This window comes from Trujillonella humicola (genome assembly GCF_046233715.1).
GTDB classification, from domain to species: domain Bacteria; phylum Actinomycetota; class Actinomycetes; order Mycobacteriales; family Geodermatophilaceae; genus Trujillonella; species Trujillonella humicola.
Genome location: NZ_JBJNRJ010000079.1, coordinates 1 through 18356 on the forward strand (window position 1 = coordinate 1; position 18356 = coordinate 18356).

The window sequence follows — 18356 nt, forward strand, 5'->3', positions numbered from 1 at the left end:
GGTCCGGGGACCGGCTCCCCGGACCCGGCCGGTGCCGGCCTGCGCCCTCCCCCGTTCCACCCACCCCACCGGCCCCGGTCCACCCGCACCGCGCGGGGAGCCGTCGAGGGCCCCTGCCTGGAGCACTCCATGACCTACGTGATCGCCGAACCCTGCGTCGACGTGCTCGACCGCTCCTGCGTCGACGCCTGCCCGGTCGACTGCATCTACGAGGGCGGGCGGATGGCCTTCATCCAGCCCGAGGAGTGCGTCGACTGCGGCGCCTGCGTGCAGGTCTGCCCGGTCGAGGCCATCTACTACGAGGACGACCTCCCCGAGGAGTGGGCCGGCTACACGGCCGTGAACGCGTCCTTCTTCGCCGGCGTCGGCTCGCCCGGCGGCACCCCGAACCTGCCGAAGGGCACGGTGCCGGACCCGCCGGAGATCACCGCGCTGCCGCCGCGGCCCGCCGCGGACTGACCCGCCCACCGCCGGCCGACCCGCGGCGGACCCGACGACGAGAGGACCCCCTGATGGCGCTGCTGCCGCTGGTGCTGCCCTGGACCGAGTTCTACTGGAAGGCCGGGGCCGACGGGCGGCTGCGGATCCAGGAGTGCTCCTCCTGCTCCGGCCTGGTCCACCCGCCGAAGCCGACCTGCCCCTCCTGCCGGAGCACCGACCTCGGCGTGCGGGAGGTGTCCGGCCGCGGCACCCTCTTCGGGTTCACGGTCAACCACCACTATCCCTACCCGGGGCTGACCAACCCCTACGTCCTCGCGCAGGTGGCGCTCGAGGAGGACCCGCGGGTCAAGCTCACGACGCGGGTCGTCGGGGCCGAGCCGGGGGACCTGCATCTGGGCATGGCCGTGGAGGTCGTCTTCGAGCAGGACGAGGACGTCTGGCTGCCGCTGTTCCGCCCGGCCGCCGAGCAGCCGGCGCAGCCGGCCCCGCTGCCGGAGGACGAGGTGCCGGCCGAGGCGGTCCGCTCGCTGGTCCGGCCGCGGCTGGGGACCAGGAAGTTCGAGGACGACGTCGTCCTGTCCGGGATCGGCGCGTCGAGGATCGCCCGCCGGCAGATGGTCGACCCGCTGTCGCTCACCGTCGAGGCCTGCACCCAGGCCGTCGCCGACGCCGGCCTGACGATGGACGACATCGACGGCCTGTCGACCTACCCCGGCGGCGGCGTGGAGAGCGGCTTCAGCGAGGGCGGCGTGACCGCCCTCGAGGCGGCGCTGCGCATCCGGCCGACCTGGTACAACGGCGGCAGCGAGACCTTCGGCCCCGGCGGCTCGGTCATCGCGGCCATGCTCGCCGTCTCCGCCGGCCTGGCCCGCCACGTGCTCTGCTTCCGCACGCTGTGGCAGTCCAGCCAGGAGACGTTGATGCGGCAGGGGTACCTGCGGCCCGGCGGCGGCCGGATGAGCGGCGACATGGGGTGGGGGATGCCCTTCGGCGCCACCTCGGCCGCGCACCTGCTCGCCCAGACCGCGGGCCGGTACATGCACCGGTACGGCGCCACCCGGGAGACGCTGGGCTGGATCGCGCTCAACCAGCGGGCCAACGCCGCGCTCAACCCCGCCGCGGTGTACCGGGACCCGCTGACCATGGACGACTACCTCGGGGCCCGGCTCACCACCACGCCGTTCGGGCTCTACGACAACGACGTCCCGATCGACGGCTCGATCGCGGTCGTCGTCTCGGCGGCCGACGCCGCCGGGGACCTGGCCAGGCCGCCGGTGCGGGTGGAGGCGGTCGGCACCCAGCTGATCGAGCGGATGGAGTGGGACCAGAGCACCTCCACCCACGAACCCCAGGTCTTCGGCCCGGCCGCGCACCTGTGGACGCGGACGGACCTGCGCGCGGACGACGTCGACGTCGCCCTGCTCTACGACGGCTTCACCTTCAACTGCCTGTCGTGGCTGGAGGGCCTGGGCTTCTGCGGCGTCGGGGAGGCCAGGGACTTCCTCGACGGCGGCAAGAACATCGCCCGGGACGGCGTCCTCCCGCTGAACACCCACGGCGGCCAGCTCTCCCACGGTCGCACCCACGGCATGGGGCTGGTGCACGAGGCGGTCGTCCAGCTGCGCCGGGAGGGCGGCGAGCGCCAGGTGGACGGCGCCCGGGTGGCCGTCGTCAGCAGCGGTGGGCTCACCCCGAGCGGCGTGCTGCTGCTGCGCACGGACTCCTGAGCGGTCGCGTCGGCAGCAGGTCCCGCGGGCGCCGGGCCGGGTCTCGACCGGCGGGTGCAGGGCCCGTATGCTGAGCGACGCTGTGAGGCTTCTCGAAACGTGGACGGGTGCATGACCAACGACGGGGACACGCTCTTCATCGACGGCAAGTGGCTGCCGGCCGACGACGGTCGCACGTTCGACGTCACCGACCCGAGCAACGGCACGGTCATCGGCCGGGCGGCCGACGCCGGGGCGGCCGAGACGGACCGGGCGATCGCCGCCGCCGAGGCCGCCTCCGGCCCGTGGAGCCGGACCACCGCCTACCAGCGTGCCGAGGTCCTGTGGACCGCCCACCGCCTGATGACCGAGCGGTCCGACGAGCTCGCCCGCCTCATGACGGCCGAGCAGGGCAAGCCGCTCAAGGCCGCCCGCAACGAGGTCCGCTACGCCGCGGACTTCCTCAGCTGGTTCGCCGAGGAGGCCAAGCGCGTCTACGGCAGCACGATCCCCTCGGCGCGGCCCGAGCAGCGGCTGTCGGTGCTGCGCCAGCCGGTCGGGGTCGTCGCGGGCATCACGCCGTGGAACTACCCGATCTCGATGATCACCCGCAAGCTCGCTCCGGCGATCGCCGCCGGCTGCACCAGCGTGCTCAAGCCGGCCGAGCAGACGCCGCTGTGCGCGGTCGCCGTCGTCGAGATCCTGGCCGAGGCGGGCCTGCCCGCGGGGGTCGCGAACCTGGTGACGACCAGCCGCCCCGAGGCCGTCGGCGACCGGCTGCTGGACTCGCCCGTCGTGCGGAAGCTGACCTTCACCGGCTCCACCGAGGTCGGCAAGGCGCTGGCCGCCCGGGCGGCGGCGACGATGAAGCGCGTCTCCATGGAGCTCGGGGGGCATGCGCCGATGATCGTCTTCGACGACGCCGATCCGGTGCACGCGGCGAAGGGCGCTTCGCTGGTGAAGTTCCTCAACACGGGCCAGGCCTGCATCAGCCCGAACCGCATCTTCGTGCAGCGCGGGATCGTCGACGCCTTCGCCGACGCGCTGGTCGGGCGGGTCGCGGCGATGAAGGTGGGCGCCGGGACGACCGACGGCGTGGCCATCGGCCCGCTGGTCGACCGGGCCGCCGTGGACAAGGTCGCGCACCAGGTCGAGGACGCGGTGGACCGGGGCGCCCGGTTGCTGACGGGCGGCTCGCGGCTGCTCGAGGCCGAACTGGCCGCCGGGCAGTTCTTCGCGCCGACCGTGCTCGCCGACGTGGACGAGTCGATGGTCATCTACCGCGAGGAGACCTTCGGTCCGGTCGCGGCGCTCATCCCGTTCGACGACGAGGACGAGGCGATCCAGCGGGCCAACGACACCGAGTACGGGCTCGCCTCCTACGTCTACACCCGGGACCTGGGCCGGGCCGTGCGGGTCTCCGAGGCCCTGCGCTTCGGGATCGTCGGCGTCAACGACATCAACCCGACCGCCGCCGCCGCACCGTTCGGCGGGATCGGGGCCAGCGGTCTGGGCCGCGAGGGCGGGGCCCAGGGCATCGACGAGTACCTGGACGTCAAGCTGGTGGGACTCGTCGTCCCCTGACGCGGCAGGGGTTCCGCTCTGCCCCGGTGCGCCACCCGGCCGGCGGAGCAGCCGCAGCAACGACACGTCGCACGGACGAAAGAGCCGTGCGGGAAGCGAGGAGTGGGCAGATGGAGCTGAAGGTCGGGCAGACGCTGACCAGTGCGGTCGACGCGACGTCCCTGGTGGTCGTCCGGGCGCCGCAGGGGGACGTCGACGTCACGTGCGGCGGTGCGCCCATGATCGCGCCGGGGCAGCCCGCGGCCGCGGGCGTGACCGCGCAGGGTGACCCCGGCACCGGCGTCCTCATGGGCAAGCGCTACGCCGACGAGGCCCTCGGCCTCGAGCTGCTGTGCGTGAAGCCGGGGGACTACGCCGTCGCCGTCAACGGCACACCGCTGGCGCAGAAGAGCGCCCAGCCCCTGCCGGCCTCCGACTGAGCGCGGGCGGCGGGGCCTCCGGGTCCCGCCGCCGCCGGTCGGGGCCTGCCCCCGCAATACCCCGCTGCCGGTGCGGCAGCGGCCGAACCCATGGTCGGGCCGCGAGCGGCCGACCCCGAGCAAGGGAGAGCCCGGTGGCCCGGAAGACGCGGACGACGAGGTCGGAGACCGGCGGTGCGGGCCTGGGGGTCTCGCGCTTCCTGCTGCGCACCGTGGTGGGCGGCACCATGATCGCGCACGGCGTCCGGCACGGCCGCACGCTCGAGGGCACCGCGCGCTGGTTCGGCTCGATCGGCTTCAAGCAGCCGAAGCTGCAGGCGCAGACCAGCGCCGTGGTGGAGATCGGCTCGGGGGCCGCGCTGGTCCTCGGCGCCGCGACCCCGCTCGCCGCCTCGGCGGTCGTCGGCACGCTCGCCGTGGCGGCCCGGTCGGTGCACCTCCCCAACGGGTTCTTCGTGGTCAACGAGGGGTACGAGTTCGTCCTCAACCTCTCCGTGGCCTCCGTCGTGCTGGCCGCCCTCGGTCCGGGCCGGTGGAGCGTCGACCACGCCCTGGGCACCGACCGCTTCTCGGGGTCGCGCGCCGCGCTGCTGGCCGCCGGCCTCGGGATCGGTGGCGCCGCCGCCCAGCTGGCCACCTTCTGGCGCAAGCCCGCACCGAAGCCGGTCCCGGCCTGATCGGGGTGGGCACCGTGTCGCAGATCCCGGAGCACGTCGTCGTCGTGGGTGCGGGGCTGGGCGGTCTGCGGACCGTGGAGCAGCTGCGCAGCCGCGGCTACACCGGGCGGATCACGCTGATCGGGGCGGAGGTGCACCCGCCCTACGACCGGCCGCCGCTGTCCAAGCAGGTCCTCACCGGCGCCTGGGAGCCGGCCAGAGCCACCCTCCGGGACGTCGACGCCCTCGCCGAGCTCGACGCCGTCACGGTGCTCGGCCGTCGCGCGGTCGGGCTCGACGGGACCACGGTGCGGCTCGACGACGGGACGGCGGTCACCGGCGACGCCGTCGTCCTGGCCACCGGGGTGACCGCCCGCCGGCTGCCCGGCCAGCCGGACGGGGTCGTCACCCTGCGCACCCTCGACGACGCGATCGCCCTGCGCAGCGCGTTCGCCTCGCTGTCGTCGCTGCTCGTGGTGGGCGCCGGCTTCATCGGTGCCGAGGTGGCCTGCGCCGCGCACGGCGCGGGCGTGCGCGTGACGGTGCTCGAGGCGCTGCCGGTGCCCGTCGAGCGCGCCCTGGGCCGGCAGGTGGGAGCGCTGGCGGGCCGGCTGTTCACCGAGGCCGGGATCGACCTGCGCTGCGGCACCCGGATCACCCGGTTCGTCGACGAGCGCACCGTCGAGCTCTCCGACGGGTCGACGGTGACCGCCGACCTGGTGCTCGTCGGCATCGGCTCGCAGCCCGACGTCGCCTGGCTCGACGGGGCCGGGCTGGACACGAGCGACGGCCTGGCCTGCGATGCCACCGGCCGGGTGCTCGGCACCAGCGGGGTGTGGGCGCTGGGCGACCTCGCCGCCTGGTGGGACGGGGCGCGCGGGCGCCACCACCGCAACGAGCACTGGACCACCACCGTGGACCAGTCCTCGGTCGTGGCCTGCGACGTGCTGGGCACCGAGGGCCCGGCGCCGACCGTGCCGTACGTGTGGTCCGACCAGTTCGGCATGAAGATCCAGGCCCTCGGCCGGACCGACCTGGCCGAGGAAGTCGCGCAGCTGCACGGCAGCGGGATGGACGGCGGCCCGGTCAAGGGCACCGTCGTCGGCTACTTCGCCGGTGGGGTGCTCGGTGGGGTCGTCGGTTTCGGGGCCCCGGCCAAGCTGGTCCGCTACCGCGGGATGATCGCCGAGGGCGCGTCCCGGGACGACGTCCTCGCCCTGTCCGACGCCGCGACCGCAGTCGGCTGACGGACGACCCCACAGCACAGGAGGACCGCATGACCGCGAGCAGGCTGGCCGGCAAGGTCGCCCTCATCACCGGGGCCGCGCGCGGCCAGGGCCGGGCCGAGGCGGTGCGTCTCGCCTCGGAGGGTGCCGACATCATCGCGCTGGACAACTGCGCCACCGCCGAGTCGACCGACTACGCCGGCCCGACCGAGGAGGACCTCGCCGAGACCGTCCGGCTGGTCGAGGCGCAGGACCGCCGGATCCTGGCCCGCACGGCCGACATCCGCGACCTCCCGGCGCTGCAGCAGCTGGTGGCCGACGGCGTCGCGGAGTTCGGGCACCTCGACGTCGTGGTGGCCAACGCCGGCATCTGCTCGGGCAACTGGTCGTGGGAGATCCCGGTCGAGCAGTGGCAGGAGACGATCGACGTCAACCTGACCGGCACCTTCTACACCATGAAGGCCACGGTTCCGACCCTCATCGAGCAGGGCACCGGCGGGTCGATCATCATCACCAGCTCGGTCGCCGGCCTGCGCGGGCACCCCTTCCTCGCGCACTACGCCGCCAGCAAGCACGGGGTGGTCGGCCTGGCCAAGTCGATGGCCGTCGAGCTCGGGCAGCACAACATCCGGGTCAACACGATCCACCCGCACGGCGTGGCCACCGGCATGCAGCCGGCCCGGATGGGTGAGCTGATCATGGAGAACGCCGCCACCCTGGGCCCGATCTTCATGCAGACGCTGCCCGACCCGATCTCCCAGCCGGAGGACATCGCGGCGGTCGTCGCCTTCCTGGCCTCCGACGACTCGCACCACGTGACCGGGGTGCAGCTGCCCGTCGACCTCGGGACGCTGCTGCGGTAGCCGGTGCCGGCCGACGGCCCCGGGCGTGCGTCCGGGGCCGCCGGCGGCGGGTCAGGGGGTGAGGCGGACGCGGGCCGTGCCGGGGGCGGTCCGGGTGCCGGTCTGGTTCTCGCTCCACAGGTCGAGCTCGAGCACGGTGCTGCCGTCCTCGGCGGTGCTCCGGCCGGTCACCGTCCCGGTGACGGTGATGGTGTCGTCCTTGAGCGCCGGCTGCTTGAAGCGGCACTCCAGGTGCTCGAGCCGGCCGCGGTCGCCGAGCCACTGCTCGACGGCGCAGTGCATCCACGCCCAGATGAGGTTGCCCATGCCGATGGCGCCGGGCATGCCGGCGGCCCGGCCGGACTCGTCGTCCATGTGGATGTCGACGAACTCGTGGTTGACGGCGGCGTAGCGGTTCCAGGCGTGGAAGCCGGCGGGGCGGGTGAACGGCGGGACGGCGGACCCGACCTCGAACTCCCCGGCGGGTGCCCCCGTGGTGACGTCGGTCATCGGTGCTCCTCGGCGGTCGGCGGGGTCAGTAGCGGATGAGGGCCATGCGGGCGGTCTTGATCTCCTCGCCGCCCTGGTTGGTCCACGTGGTGGCGTTGTGGGTCACGAGCATGGCGCCCAGGCGGCTCTCCTTCTCCTCGTAGCGCTCGATCACCGTCTGCGAGCGGATGACGTCCCCGGGACGGATGCGGACGCCGGTGTAGTCGACCGACAGCCCGCCGTTCAGCGCGCGGAAGAGATCGGGCGGGCGGACGCCGAGGTTGTGCTCCATGGCGCCGACGGCCGTGTGCTGCGGGTCCACGTCGATCCGCTCGGGATCGGGCTCGCGGTGGGCCACCGCCCAGGCGAAGACGTTGATGTCCAGCGGCGCGACCAGCCGGCCCGCGGCCTCGGCGTCGGGGTCGAGGTAGTGCGCCGGCGGGGGCTCCGGGTGGTGGACGGCGATCGCCCAGCGCCGGATGTCGGAGGCGGCCACCGGGTAGGACTCCATGACGCCGAACGGCCGGCCGACGATCGCCGCCATGTCCGGCCGGACCAGTCCCGGTGCGCCCACGTGCGGCTCCCTCCGCTCGGATCGCCGGCTCTCCCGGCCGGATCGGACGATACATGTGGAAGTGTCGAACCCCACCGGCCCGGAACGCGCGGGGTCACCGCTGCCACGCGAGCCGGCCGGCGACGGCGACGGCGCGCACGCGGTCGGCGGACGGCGCGGCGAGCACCTCGGCGGGTGGGCCGTCGAGCAGCACGAGGTCGGCCGCCGCCCCGGCGGCCACGCGCCGTGGCGGCCCGCCCGGGTCGTCGGCCGGCCCGAGGTACGCCACCAGGGCGGCGGCCGGCGCGAGCCGCTCGCCCGCGCCCACGACGGCACCGGAGCGGGTGCGGCGCCCCACCGCGGCGGCCATCACCCCCCACGGGTCGAGCGGACCGTGGGGGGCGTCGCTGGAGAGCGCGACCGGTACGCCGGCCGCGGCGAGGCTGCCGGCGCGGTAGAGGTCGTCGTGCTCGTCGGCCGGCACGTCCCGCAGGTAGTCGTCCCCGCGGTCGGCCAGGAAGCCCGGCTGGGTGACCACCCGCAGCCCCCGGCGGGCGAGGTCGGGCAGGACGCCGCGGGGTACGAGGGCCCCGTGCTCGATGCGGTCACCGGACCGGACGCCGGTGACCTCGAGCGCGGCGAGGAGCAGGGCGAGCGCCTCCCGGGTGACCACGTGCACGGCGACCGGGCGGCCCGCGGCGTGCGCGGACCGGATCCGCCCCGTCAGGACGTCGAGGTCCGGGAGCCCCGAGTCGGCCAGGACCAGCTTCAGCGGCCCGGCGCTCAGCCCGGCCGGAAGCCCGCCCTCGAGCGGGGCGCCCAGCAGGTGCACCGCCTGCGGGAGCGCCCCGTCCCGACGGGCGGCGGCCAGCGCGTCGACAGCGGCCCGGTCGAGGTCGGGGGTCGCATCGGTCACCGCCGTGATCCCCAGGCGGGTCAGCCGCGCCCCGACCCCCGTGAGGTCGGGGAACCGGCCGCCGCCGAGCCGGGCGCGCAGCCAGTCGTCGGCGCGCCACAACCGGCCGGTGGGCCACCCGGCGGCGTCGCGCTCCACCCCCGGGTGCGCGGTGCCGGCGAGGTCCAGGACCGCGGCCCCGGCGGAGTTGACCACCCACATCGCGCCGCTGCGGTGCTGGAGCCGGACCGGCCGCGCTGCGTGCAGCCGGTCCAGCGCCGCGGCGTCGAGGTCGCCGGCCACCGATGCGTCGTAGCCGGTACCGCGGACCCACCCGTCGTCCCCGGTCGTGGCGGCGCCCAGGACCGCGGCGAGCGCCTCGCCCGAGGCCACGGCGGGCGGAGCGCAGGGCACCGAGTGCTCGGCCGCGGCGAGGGCGTGCAGGTGCAGGTGGTGGTCGGTCAGCCCGGGCAGGAGCGTTCCGCCCCGGCAGTCCACGACCTCCTCGGCGGCGCGGTCGAGGCCGGCGCCGACCGCGGTGATCCGGCCACCCCGCACCCGCACGTCGGCCCGCCGGCCGTCCAGGAGCACGGCCCCGCGGAACAGCAGGCCGGTCACGGCGCCGGGATGCCCAGCTCGGCGAGGACGGCGGCCGTGTCGGCACCGGGCTCCGGCGCCGTCCCGGCCGGGGTCCCCGAGGCGGGACGCGGCCGGGGCGGCTCGACCGGGACGGCGCCGTCGGGGGTGTCGACCACCCAGCGACCGTCCTCGCGCCGGGCGGCGGGGGAGGGGCCCGGTTCCGCGCCGGTCAGGGTGGCCGCGACGACGTCGGCCATCGCGACGTCCCAGAGCACGCCCGAGCCGTCGGCCGGCGCGGTCATCGCCAGCGCCGCGGCGGTGAGGCCGGTCAGCGGGTCGGCGAGGGCGTCGCCGGCGAACACGGGGTCACCCCCGGCGTCCCGGGCGACCAGGCCCGCGGCGGCCGCGACGTCGTCGCCGAACCCGACCCGGTTCGAGGCGCGGCCGGCGGCGGTCAGCGAGATCCAGGTGGTGCCCGCCGCCACCGCGGCGCCGGCGTCGAGACCGAAGCCCGCCAGGGCCCGCGGCCGGGAGGCCTCGACCACCACGTCGGCGGCGGCGACGAGGGCGCGCAGCGCGGCGCGCCCGCGGAGCGTCGCGGGGTCCAGCTGCACCGAGCGGTGCCCGGCGTGCAGCAGCCGGTAGAAGGCGGGGTCGCCGCGGCGGGCGCCGTCCGGCCGGTCCGGCACCTCCACCTTGACCACGCGGGCACCGGCCAGGCCCAGCAGCGAGGCCGCGAGGGGTCCGGCCCACAGCGCGGAGAAGTCGACGACGAGCAGGCCGGCCACCGGCCGGGCCGGCAGGCGGGGGAGGGGAGGCGGCGCCACCTCCGGCGGGCGGACCGGACCGGCCGCGACACCGAGCAGCTCGGCCCGGGCGGCGAGCTCCTCGCCGGGGTGCGCGCCGACCCACGCCGCCACCACCGGCCACGGGTCGCCGGTGAGCTCCTCGCCGACGAGCGCGCCCAGCAGCAGCGGGTCACCGGGGCGGGCGCAGGAGACGGCGGCCCAGCCGTCGAGGGTGGGCAGCAGCCGGCAGCTGCCGCCGGCGGAGACGCGGCCGCCTCGCCGGTGCCCGGTCAGCGCCGCCCGTTCGGCCAGCAGCCGGGCACCGTCGAGCCGGACCGGGTGTGCGGTGTCCGCGGTGGCCGCCGCGATCCGGTCGGTCAGCTCCCGGGCCCTGGTCGCGGCGCGGCCCGGAGGGACGAGCGGCGGGCCGCCGGGGGAGCCGGTCAGCGCGACGACGCCGGAGGCCGCCCAGTCGGTCGACTCGGGCACGGCGTCCTCTGCGGTCGGGGGCTGATCGGTCGGGCGGTGCCGACGCTAACGACGTGCGGCGCGCGGGTACAAGGCCCTTCTCCGGAGTGGCCCGGCGGTCGCGACGTCTGGACGGGGCGGACGCGCGTCTCTACCGTGACACTCAGTGCCACCCGGCCGACGAGGGCCGGGGCCGACCGACGAGGGGTGCGCAGTGGGCAAGTGGTTCGAGACCGTGGCGGAGGCCCAGCGACGGGCGAAGCGCCGGCTGCCCAAGGGCGTCTACGGCGCGCTGGTCGCCGGCTCGGAGAAGGGCCTGACGGCCGCGGACAACCTGGCGGCCTTCGACGAGATCGGCTTCGCGCCGCACAGCGCCGGTCTGGCCAACTCCAAGCAGATGGCCACCACCGTGATGGGCCAGGAGATCTCGCTGCCGGTGATGATCAGCCCCACCGGCGTCCAGGCGGTGCACCCCGACGGCGAGGTGGCCGTCGCCCGCGCCGCCGCGGCCCGCGGCACGGCGATGGGGCTGTCGTCGATGGCCAGCAAGCCGATGGAGGAGGTCATCGCCGCCAACCCGAAGACCTTCTTCCAGCTCTACTGGGTCGGCGACCGGGACACGATGGCGGCCAAGGTCGAGCGGGCCAGGCGGGCCGGCGCCGCCGGGCTGATCGCCACCCTGGACTGGTCGTTCTCCTACGGCCGCGACTGGGGCAGCCCGTTCATCCCGGAGAAGATCAACTTCGAGGCGATGCGCCGGTACGCGCCGCAGGTCGCCCTCAAGCCGGCCTGGCTGCTCGACTTCGTCAAGACCGGCCGCATCCCGGACCTGACCGTGCCGAACATGGTCGCGCACCCCGGCGACCCCGCGCCGACGTTCTTCGGTGCCTACGGCCAGTGGATGCAGTCGCCGATGCCGACCTGGGACGACGTCGCCTGGCTGCGCGGCCTGTGGCCCGAGGCGCCGTTCATGCTCAAGGGCGTCATGCGGGTGGACGACGCCAAGCGCGCGATCGACGCCGGCGCCACCGCCATCTCGGTGTCCAACCACGGCGGCAACAACCTCGACGGGACGCCGGCCTCGATCCGCGCCCTCCCGGGGATCGCCGAGGCCGTGGGTGACCAGGTCGAGGTGCTGCTGGACGGGGGCATCCGCCGCGGCTCCGACGTCGCCAAGGCTCTGGCCCTCGGCGCGCGCGCGGTGATGATCGGCCGCGCCTACCTGTGGGGCCTGGCGGCCAACGGCCAGGCCGGGGTGGAGAACGTGCTGGACCTGCTGCGCGACGGCCTCGGCTCGGCGCTCGTCGGCCTGGGTCACCCCTCGATCGGGGAGCTGTCCCGCGACGACCTGGTGGTCCCGGCCGGCTTCGAGCGGCACCTCGGGGCCGAGGGCGCGCTCGCCGCCGCCACGGAGAGCACCTCCGGCCCGCGGACCCAGCGGGAGAAGGCCAGCCCCCGCTGACGGCGGAGCCCGCTCCGGCGGCGGCGGTGCCCGGGGAGACCCGGGTGCCGCCGCCGTCGTCGTCCGCGGGGGAGCCGGCCGGTCAGCGCGCCGGACGCTCCGCCCCGCCGTCGGCCACCGGGGCGGGGTCCAGGACCTCGTCGACCAGCCCCCAGGCCAGTGCGGTGGCCGCGTCGATCCGGGTGCCGGTGAGGCCGAGCCACGCCGTCCGCCAGCGGCCGGCCCGCCGCACGATGCTCACGGTTCCCCCGGCGCCGGGGATCAGGCCCATCGCCAGCTCCGGCAGGCCGAGCCGCGTGTCCGGGGCGGCCAGCACCCGGCCGGCGAAGCAGGGCAGCTCGACGCCGGCCCCGAGGCACGTGCCGTGCACGCGCACGGTCACCCGGTCGCGCAGCCGGTGCATCGCCTCGGCCACGCCGGCGCCGAGGCGGACCACGTGCGCGCGGGCGGGGTCGGGCGCGGACCCGAACTCGTCGAGATCGCCCCCGGCGGAGAACGCCGGCCCCTCGCCGGTGATCTCGACCAGCAGGTGCGGATCCCACTCGGCCGGGGTGAGTGCGGCCAGCAGGGCGTCGCGCATGGCCGCGTCGACGGCGTTGCGGCGGGCCGGCCGGTCCAGCCGGACGTGCAGCACGTCCCCGACCCGGGTGGTGACGACCCGGCGGGTCCGGTCGTCGGGGTCGCGCGCCGGCCCGCGCGCGGCCAGCCACCGGGCGAACTCCGGGCCGGCGAGCAGGGTGGAGTAGGCGGCCGACTCCGCGCTCAGCGCCGCCGGCACCGGCAGCCCGGCGCTCTGCCGGAGCAGCCAGACGAAGGTCAGCGCGGCCAGCGGGGTCGCCGCGAAGCGCCCGGCGAGCCCGGCGACCGCTGCCGTCAGGTCCGGGACGGCGACCGTGCGGGCGTCGCCGGAGCCCGCGGCCAGGCAGAGGTCCACGGCCTGCGCCAGCTCCCCGGGTACCCGCTCGACGCCGCGGGCCAGCGCGACCGTGCAGCGCCGGCTGCCGCGCAGGGCGGTCAGCGCGCGGCGGCGGGCGTCCGGGGGCAGGGCGGTGAACTCGCCGGCGTCCACCAGCAGCAGCGGGTCGACCGGCCGGCCCCCGCCGTCGAGCACCAGCGGCGGGGGCGGGGCCCCGGCGAGGTCGGCCGCCCGGACCGCAGCGGCGCGCAGGACCTCCTCGCCGTCCGCTGCCGGGAGGCTGGCCTGCATCTCGTCGCTCCTGTCGGTCCGGTGGCGGAGGCGGTCCGGGGCGGCGCGCGAGGCGGCCGGCCCGTCTGCTTGTTGCGTACCGTAAGCCGTTCTACATTGCGGGAGGGCCCGGGACGCCGCCGGCTCCCGCCCCCCGTTCGTCCCCCTGAGCAGATCGAGGTACCGATGCCCGAGGCCGTCGTCGTCAGCGCAGTCCGAACCGCGATCGGGACGGCCCGCAAGGGCACCCTCGCCGACACCACGTCCGAGGAGATGACCCAGACCGTCCTCACCGCGGCGATCGAGCGGTCCGGCCTCGACCCGCAGCTGGTCGACGACCTGGTCTGGGCGGAGTCGCTGTACGGCGGCGCCGCCGTGGGCCGGTACGCCGCGATCGCCGCCGGCCTGGAGCACGTGCCGGGTGTCGCGGTGAACCGGCACTGCGCGGGCAGCCTGACCGCCGTCGGCATCGCCGCGGCCCAGATCCGCTCCGGGATGGACCGCGCGATCGTGGCCGGCGGCGTGCAGTCGTCGTCGCTGTCGCCGATGTTCTCCCGCCGGGTCCCGGGCACCGCCGACCAGGTCGAGTCGTGGTTCCCGCCGATCCACCCCGACGCCCCCGACGCCCCCAGCCGGGACATGTCGATCACCGTCGGCTGGAACACCGCCCAGGAGGCCGGGCTCACCCGCCAGGACATGGACGCCTGGGCGTTCCGCTCCCACCAGCGGGCGGTCGAGGCGATCGACGCCGGCCTGCTCGCCGACGAGATCGTCTCCGTCAAGGCGCTGCAGAAGGACGGGAGCTACGTCGACTTCGCCGTCGACGAGCACCCGCGCCGGGACACCACGCTGGAGAAGCTCGCCTCGCTCAAGGTCCTGCACCCGGAGATCGAGGGCTTCTCGATCACCGCCGGCAACGCCAGCGGCGTCAACGACGCCGCCGCGGCGCTGACCCTGGTCAGCGGCGACCTGGCGGCGAGCGAGGGCCTCACCCCCCTGGCCACGGTGCGGGCCTGGTCCTCGACCGGCACCAACCCGCGCCGCACCGGCATGGCCCCGCTCGACGGCATCCCGAAGGTGCTGGACAAGGCCGGCCTGTCGGTCGGCGACATCGCGCTGTGGGAGATCAACGAGGCCTTCGCGTCCGTGCCCGTCGCCGCCTGCAAGCTGCTGGGCATCGACGAGGACAAGGTGAACGTCCACGGCAGCGGCTGCAGCCTCGGGCACCCCATCTCGGCGTCCGGCGCGCGCATGCTCACCACGCTGGTCCACGACCTGCGCCGGATGGGCGGGGGCCTCGGTGTCGCCACCATGTGCGCCGGCGGCGGCATGTCCGGCGCGGTCCTGATCGAGGTGTAGGACCCCCTCGCTCCGCCTCACCGCTGCGTCCGGGGGCGTTGTCCCCGGACCGGCCACTCCCGGTGCCGGAACGGCCGGTCGGGGGCCAACGCTCAGGACGTCTGCCTCGTGCGGCGCACCTGCGGAGGTCAGCGGCCGGCGGCCGGCTGCGGCTCGTGCCCGGTCGCCGGACGCTCCCGGGTGGCGTCCAGGCACGGTTCGCCGGCCAGCAGCTCCGCCCGGCGTGCCCGCAGCCCCCGCAGCGTGTTCTCCAGGCCGAACTCGAACTCCTCGTCGCCGGTCATGGCCAGCAGCTGCGGCCGCTCCAGCCGGAGGAGGACCCGCAGCCGGGGCGGCTCCTCGAAGGGCCCGGCGGGCACGTCGACCGGCGGGGCGCCCTCGCCGGCGACGCGGGCCAGCGCCGCCGAGCCGCGGGTGAAGACCGACAGCGCGGCGTAGGCGTTCATCGCCTCGTCCGGTGCGAAGCCGGCGCCGACCAGCACCTGGAGCACGCGGTCGATCCGCTCGGCGGAGAGCCGGTCGGCCTCCGGGGTGCTGGAGTCGCGCAGCACGACCAGGTCGCACAGCAGCGGGTGCTCGCGGAACATCCGCCGCTGCCGGCGGAAGTAGGCGCGCAGGTACTCGTCCCACGGCAGGTCACCGGGGATGTCGATGCGGCGGTCGAACTCCGCCATGGCCCGCTCGGCGAGGGTGTCGAGCAGCTCGTCCTTGCTGCGGAAGTACCAGTAGATGCTGGTGACGCCGACGTCGAGCCGCTGGGCCAGCCGCGGCATGCTCAGCGCCTCGAGCGACTCCTCGGAGGCGAGGTCGTAGGCGCCCTGCAGGATCTCCCCGGCGCTGATCGAGCCCCGCGCGCGGCGCTTGCGCGGCGGGTTCTGGGGAGCAGGGGTGGACGACACGCCGGGTTTCCCTTCCGAGGACTGTGGCCCAGCCTAGTCCGGTTCTCCTCCGTCCCCGGCCCGCGCTGCAACCGCCGCCAGGGGGCCCTCCACCTGCGCGGGGACGCCGGATGCTTCCCCTCCGACACCGTCATGTGATAGTTGTCGAAACGTCCACGGGTACTCGCCGCGGACAGCGGTGGCGTCCGTCCGGGGCGCTGCCCCCGTCATCCGAGAGCGAGGTCGCCGTGACCGCCTCCCCCTGGGCGCCACCCGCACGCGTCGTGCCCGTGCCGGCCGCGCCCACGCTCGCGGCGCACGTCCGGGACTGGCGCGCGGCGCACGGGCTCACCCACGGCGATCTCGCCCGCAGGCTCGGGGTCGCGCGCACCACGGTCCGCAACTGGGAGCTGGGCCGGCGTCCGCAGCCGCTGCAGCTCGCGGCGCTGGCCCGGCTGTTCGGCTGGGACGACCTGACCGCGCGGGCCGTCGCCGGCGAGGACCGGGTGCGCACGGAGCGCACCTCCGGTGGCCGGCACGCCTCGCCGCTGTGCCGGGCACGTCTGGCCGCCGGGCTGACCATGACGCAGGTGGCCAACCGGGTCGGTGTCACCCCGGCCAGCGTCTCGCGGTGGGAGAACGGCTGCCGCCGGCCCAGTCCCGGCCACCGGCCGGCGCTGGCGCGGGTGCTGCGGGTCGCGCCCGAGCGGCTGGACGCGCTGCTCGAGGACACCCCGGCGGGGAGGTGGGACGGCTCGGCGCTGCCGGGTCTCGGCGGCCTGCGCCGCGCCGCGGGGTGCAGCCAGCGGGAGTTCGCCGCGGCGCTGGGGATCGGCTCGACCACCGCGCACCGCTGGGAGAACGGGCGCACCCGCGTGCCGGAGGATCGGCTGGAGGGGGTCGCCGCGGTCCTCGGGCTCTCGCCCGCGGAGCTGCTGGAGAGGGGCGCGACGCCGGTCGCCCGGACCGACGCGATGCCGGCGCTGGCACGGCTGCGGACGGCGGCCGGGATGAGCCAGCAGGAGGCGGCGCACCACGTGGGCATCAGCGTCCGGACGCTGCGCCGCTACGAGCACGGACGCCGCCGGCCGGGCCTGGCCGCCGCGCGGGCGCTGGCCCGCTGCTACCGGCGTCCGCTGGCCGACGTGCTGCGCGCCGGCGCGGTCCCGGTGCCGCCGATCCTCGTGCGCCGCGTCTGGCTGCCCGCCGACCTGCCCGCCGTGCTGGAGGCGCTGCGGGCCACCGCGGGGCTCTCGGCCGCGGAGCTCGGCCGCCGGCTGGGGACGACGGGCCGCCGGGTGCGGACGTGGGAGCGCGGGATCGCCGTCCCCGGGCGGGCGGCCTGCCAGCGGCTGGAGCTGCTGCACCAGCTGCCGCAGGACCGGCTGGCCCGGCTGGCGCGCGAGTTCGTCCCGGCGGTCTGAGGCCGGCGCCGGCGCCGGTCCACGCGGCGATCGTCGGCCCGGTCCCCGCGCTGCCGCGGCTGCCGGTCCGGCGGACGCGCGTCGCAGAGCTCCGCCTGCACCGGGCGGGAGCGCGGCCGACCGTACAGTGACCGCCAGGACATCTCTCAGAGGAGAAGACATGCGCGACGCGGTGATCGTCGAGGCCGTCCGGACCCCGGTCGGCAGGCGCAAGGGCGGGCTGTCCGGCGTGCATCCGGCCGACCTGTCGGCGCACGTGCTGCGGTCGCTCGTGGAGCGGGCCGGCGTGGACCCCGCCGAGGTCGAGGACGTGATCTGGGGCTGCGTCGGCCAGGTCGGCGAGCAGACGTTCGACATCGGACGCACCGCCGCGCTGGCGGCGGGCTGGCCGGAGACGGTCACCGGCGTGACCATCGACCGCCAGTGCGGCTCCTCGCAGCAGTCGATCCACTTCGCCGCCGCCGGTCTGGTCGCCGGGCAGTACGACGTGGTGGTCGCCGGGGGCGTGGAGTCGATGAGCCGGGTGCCGATGGGCGCCTCGCTGATCGACCAGGATCCCTTCGGCGAGGCCTTCATGGCCCGCTACGGCGTCTTCCCCAACCAGGGCGTCGGCGCGGAGATGATCGCGGAGAAGTGGGGCCTCACCCGCGAGGAGTGCGACGACTTCTCCGTGGGCTCGCACGAGCGGGCCGCCGCGGCGCGCGCCGAGGGGCGCTTCGCCGGGCAGATCGCGCCGGTGACCCTGCCCGACGGCACGGTGGTGGCCGAGGACGAGGGCATCCGCCCGGGGACGACGGCCGAGGTGCTGGGCGCCCTGAAGACGGTGTTCAAGCCCGAGGGCGGGGTGATCACCGCGGGCAACTCCTCGCAGATCTCCGACGGGTCCGCGGCGCTCCTGATGACGACGAGCGACAAGGCGCGCGAGCTGGGGCTGACGCCGATCGCGCGGGTGCACACCGCGGTGCTGGCGGGCGCCGACCCGGTGATGATGCTGACCGCGCCGATCCCGGCGACGGAGAAGGCGCTGCGCCGGTCGGGGCTGTCGCTGGACGAGATCGGTGCGTTCGAGGTCAACGAGGCGTTCGCGCCGGTGCCGCTGGCGTGGCTGGCCGACGTGGGGGCCGACGCCAAGGCGCTCAACCCGAACGGCGGCGCGATCGCGCTGGGCCACCCGCTCGGCGGTTCCGGCGCCCGGATCGCGACGACGCTGCTGCACCACATGCGCGACAACGGCATCCGCTACGGCCTGCAGACGATGTGCGAGGGCGGCGGCCAGGCCAACGCCACGATCTTCGAGCTCCTCTGACCAACCTATGAGGTCGAAGTCAAGTCGGGTCTTGGCTGATGGTGGGCAGGTTGGGTCGGCTCGCCGGCTGCTGCCGGTCGAGTTGATCTTGTAGT

The 18356-nt window shown here is 75.9% G+C and carries 17 protein-coding genes; 11 read left to right on the top strand and 6 right to left on the bottom strand.

Features of this window, described 5'->3' with window-relative positions; all coding sequences use genetic code 11:
- From fdxA to ACK586_RS23795, 7 genes are all read left to right on the top strand, one after another.
- A partial coding sequence (gene fdxA, locus ACK586_RS23765) for a ferredoxin (protein WP_425330396.1) occupies positions 1–459 on the top strand: 459 nt, incomplete at its 5' end.
- A gap of 53 nt (positions 460–512) precedes the next feature.
- Complete coding sequence (locus tag ACK586_RS23770; protein WP_409332999.1) at positions 513–2168, top strand: thiolase C-terminal domain-containing protein; 1656 nt, start codon at positions 513–515, stop codon at positions 2166–2168.
- A gap of 111 nt (positions 2169–2279) precedes the next feature.
- Positions 2280–3731: an NAD-dependent succinate-semialdehyde dehydrogenase gene (locus ACK586_RS23775; RefSeq protein WP_409333000.1), complete on the top strand. Its 1452-nt coding sequence runs from the start codon at positions 2280–2282 to the stop codon at positions 3729–3731.
- A 110-nt stretch (positions 3732–3841) separates the two neighbouring features.
- Entirely contained in the window at positions 3842–4150 is a 309-nt protein-coding gene (locus ACK586_RS23780) for a hypothetical protein (protein WP_409333001.1), read from the top strand.
- A gap of 134 nt (positions 4151–4284) precedes the next feature.
- On the top strand, positions 4285–4827 hold the full coding sequence (locus ACK586_RS23785; protein ID WP_409333002.1) for a DoxX family protein: 543 nt from the start codon (positions 4285–4287) through the stop codon (positions 4825–4827).
- A 14-nt stretch (positions 4828–4841) separates the two neighbouring features.
- Positions 4842–6053 (top strand): NAD(P)/FAD-dependent oxidoreductase, encoded by a 1212-nt coding sequence (locus ACK586_RS23790; RefSeq protein ID WP_409333003.1) that lies wholly within the window; start codon positions 4842–4844, stop codon positions 6051–6053.
- A gap of 29 nt (positions 6054–6082) precedes the next feature.
- A complete protein-coding gene (locus tag ACK586_RS23795) occupies positions 6083–6895 on the top strand; it encodes a mycofactocin-coupled SDR family oxidoreductase (protein WP_409333004.1) in 813 nt (270 codons plus the stop codon).
- A gap of 51 nt (positions 6896–6946) precedes the next feature.
- Here ACK586_RS23795 and ACK586_RS23800 read toward each other — a convergent pair whose 3' ends face one another.
- The 4 genes from ACK586_RS23800 to ACK586_RS23815 all read right to left on the bottom strand — a co-directional run bounded on the left by ACK586_RS23800 (position 6947) and on the right by ACK586_RS23815 (position 10667).
- Positions 6947–7384: a MaoC/PaaZ C-terminal domain-containing protein gene (locus ACK586_RS23800; RefSeq protein ID WP_409333005.1), complete on the bottom strand. Its 438-nt coding sequence runs from the start codon at positions 7382–7384 to the stop codon at positions 6947–6949.
- Between the two features lie 25 nt (positions 7385–7409).
- The gene (locus ACK586_RS23805) at positions 7410–7937 is read right to left on the bottom strand and encodes an FAS1-like dehydratase domain-containing protein (protein WP_409333006.1); all 528 of its coding nucleotides are present in this window, start codon (positions 7935–7937) and stop codon (positions 7410–7412) included.
- A 94-nt stretch (positions 7938–8031) separates the two neighbouring features.
- Positions 8032–9429 carry an amidohydrolase family protein gene (locus ACK586_RS23810; protein WP_409333007.1) on the bottom strand — a complete coding sequence of 466 codons (1398 nt, stop codon included), beginning with the start codon at positions 9427–9429 and terminating at the stop codon, positions 8032–8034.
- Positions 9426–10667: a CoA transferase gene (locus ACK586_RS23815; protein WP_409333008.1), complete on the bottom strand. Its 1242-nt coding sequence runs from the start codon at positions 10665–10667 to the stop codon at positions 9426–9428. The genes ACK586_RS23810 and ACK586_RS23815 overlap by 4 nt, the downstream gene beginning before the upstream one ends.
- 193 nt (positions 10668–10860) lie before the next feature.
- Between ACK586_RS23815 and mftD the strand changes: the two genes are divergently transcribed.
- Positions 10861–12108 (top strand): pre-mycofactocin synthase MftD, encoded by a 1248-nt coding sequence (gene mftD / locus ACK586_RS23820; protein WP_409333009.1) that lies wholly within the window; start codon positions 10861–10863, stop codon positions 12106–12108.
- A gap of 82 nt (positions 12109–12190) precedes the next feature.
- Here the strand turns inward: mftD and ACK586_RS23825 are convergent, their stop codons facing one another.
- Positions 12191–13315: an enoyl-CoA hydratase/isomerase family protein gene (locus ACK586_RS23825; protein ID WP_409333010.1), complete on the bottom strand. Its 1125-nt coding sequence runs from the start codon at positions 13313–13315 to the stop codon at positions 12191–12193.
- Positions 13316–13480: 165 nt separating this feature from the next.
- Here ACK586_RS23825 and ACK586_RS23830 point away from each other — a divergent pair, with 165 nt between their 5' ends.
- On the top strand, positions 13481–14653 hold the full coding sequence (locus tag ACK586_RS23830) for a thiolase family protein (protein WP_409333011.1): 1173 nt from the start codon (positions 13481–13483) through the stop codon (positions 14651–14653).
- 128 nt (positions 14654–14781) lie between these two features.
- On the opposite strand, the gene ACK586_RS23835 is transcribed toward ACK586_RS23830, so the two are convergent.
- Positions 14782–15552, bottom strand: a complete 771-nt coding sequence (locus tag ACK586_RS23835; protein WP_409333012.1) for a TetR/AcrR family transcriptional regulator — start codon at positions 15550–15552, stop codon at positions 14782–14784.
- Between the two features lie 227 nt (positions 15553–15779).
- Here ACK586_RS23835 and ACK586_RS23840 point away from each other — a divergent pair, with 227 nt between their 5' ends.
- Entirely contained in the window at positions 15780–16955 is a 1176-nt protein-coding gene (locus ACK586_RS23840) for a helix-turn-helix domain-containing protein (protein WP_409333013.1), read from the top strand.
- 160 nt (positions 16956–17115) lie between these two features.
- Entirely contained in the window at positions 17116–18261 is a 1146-nt protein-coding gene (locus ACK586_RS23845) for a thiolase family protein (RefSeq protein WP_409333014.1), read from the top strand.
- Positions 18262–18356: the final 95 nt, after the last annotated feature.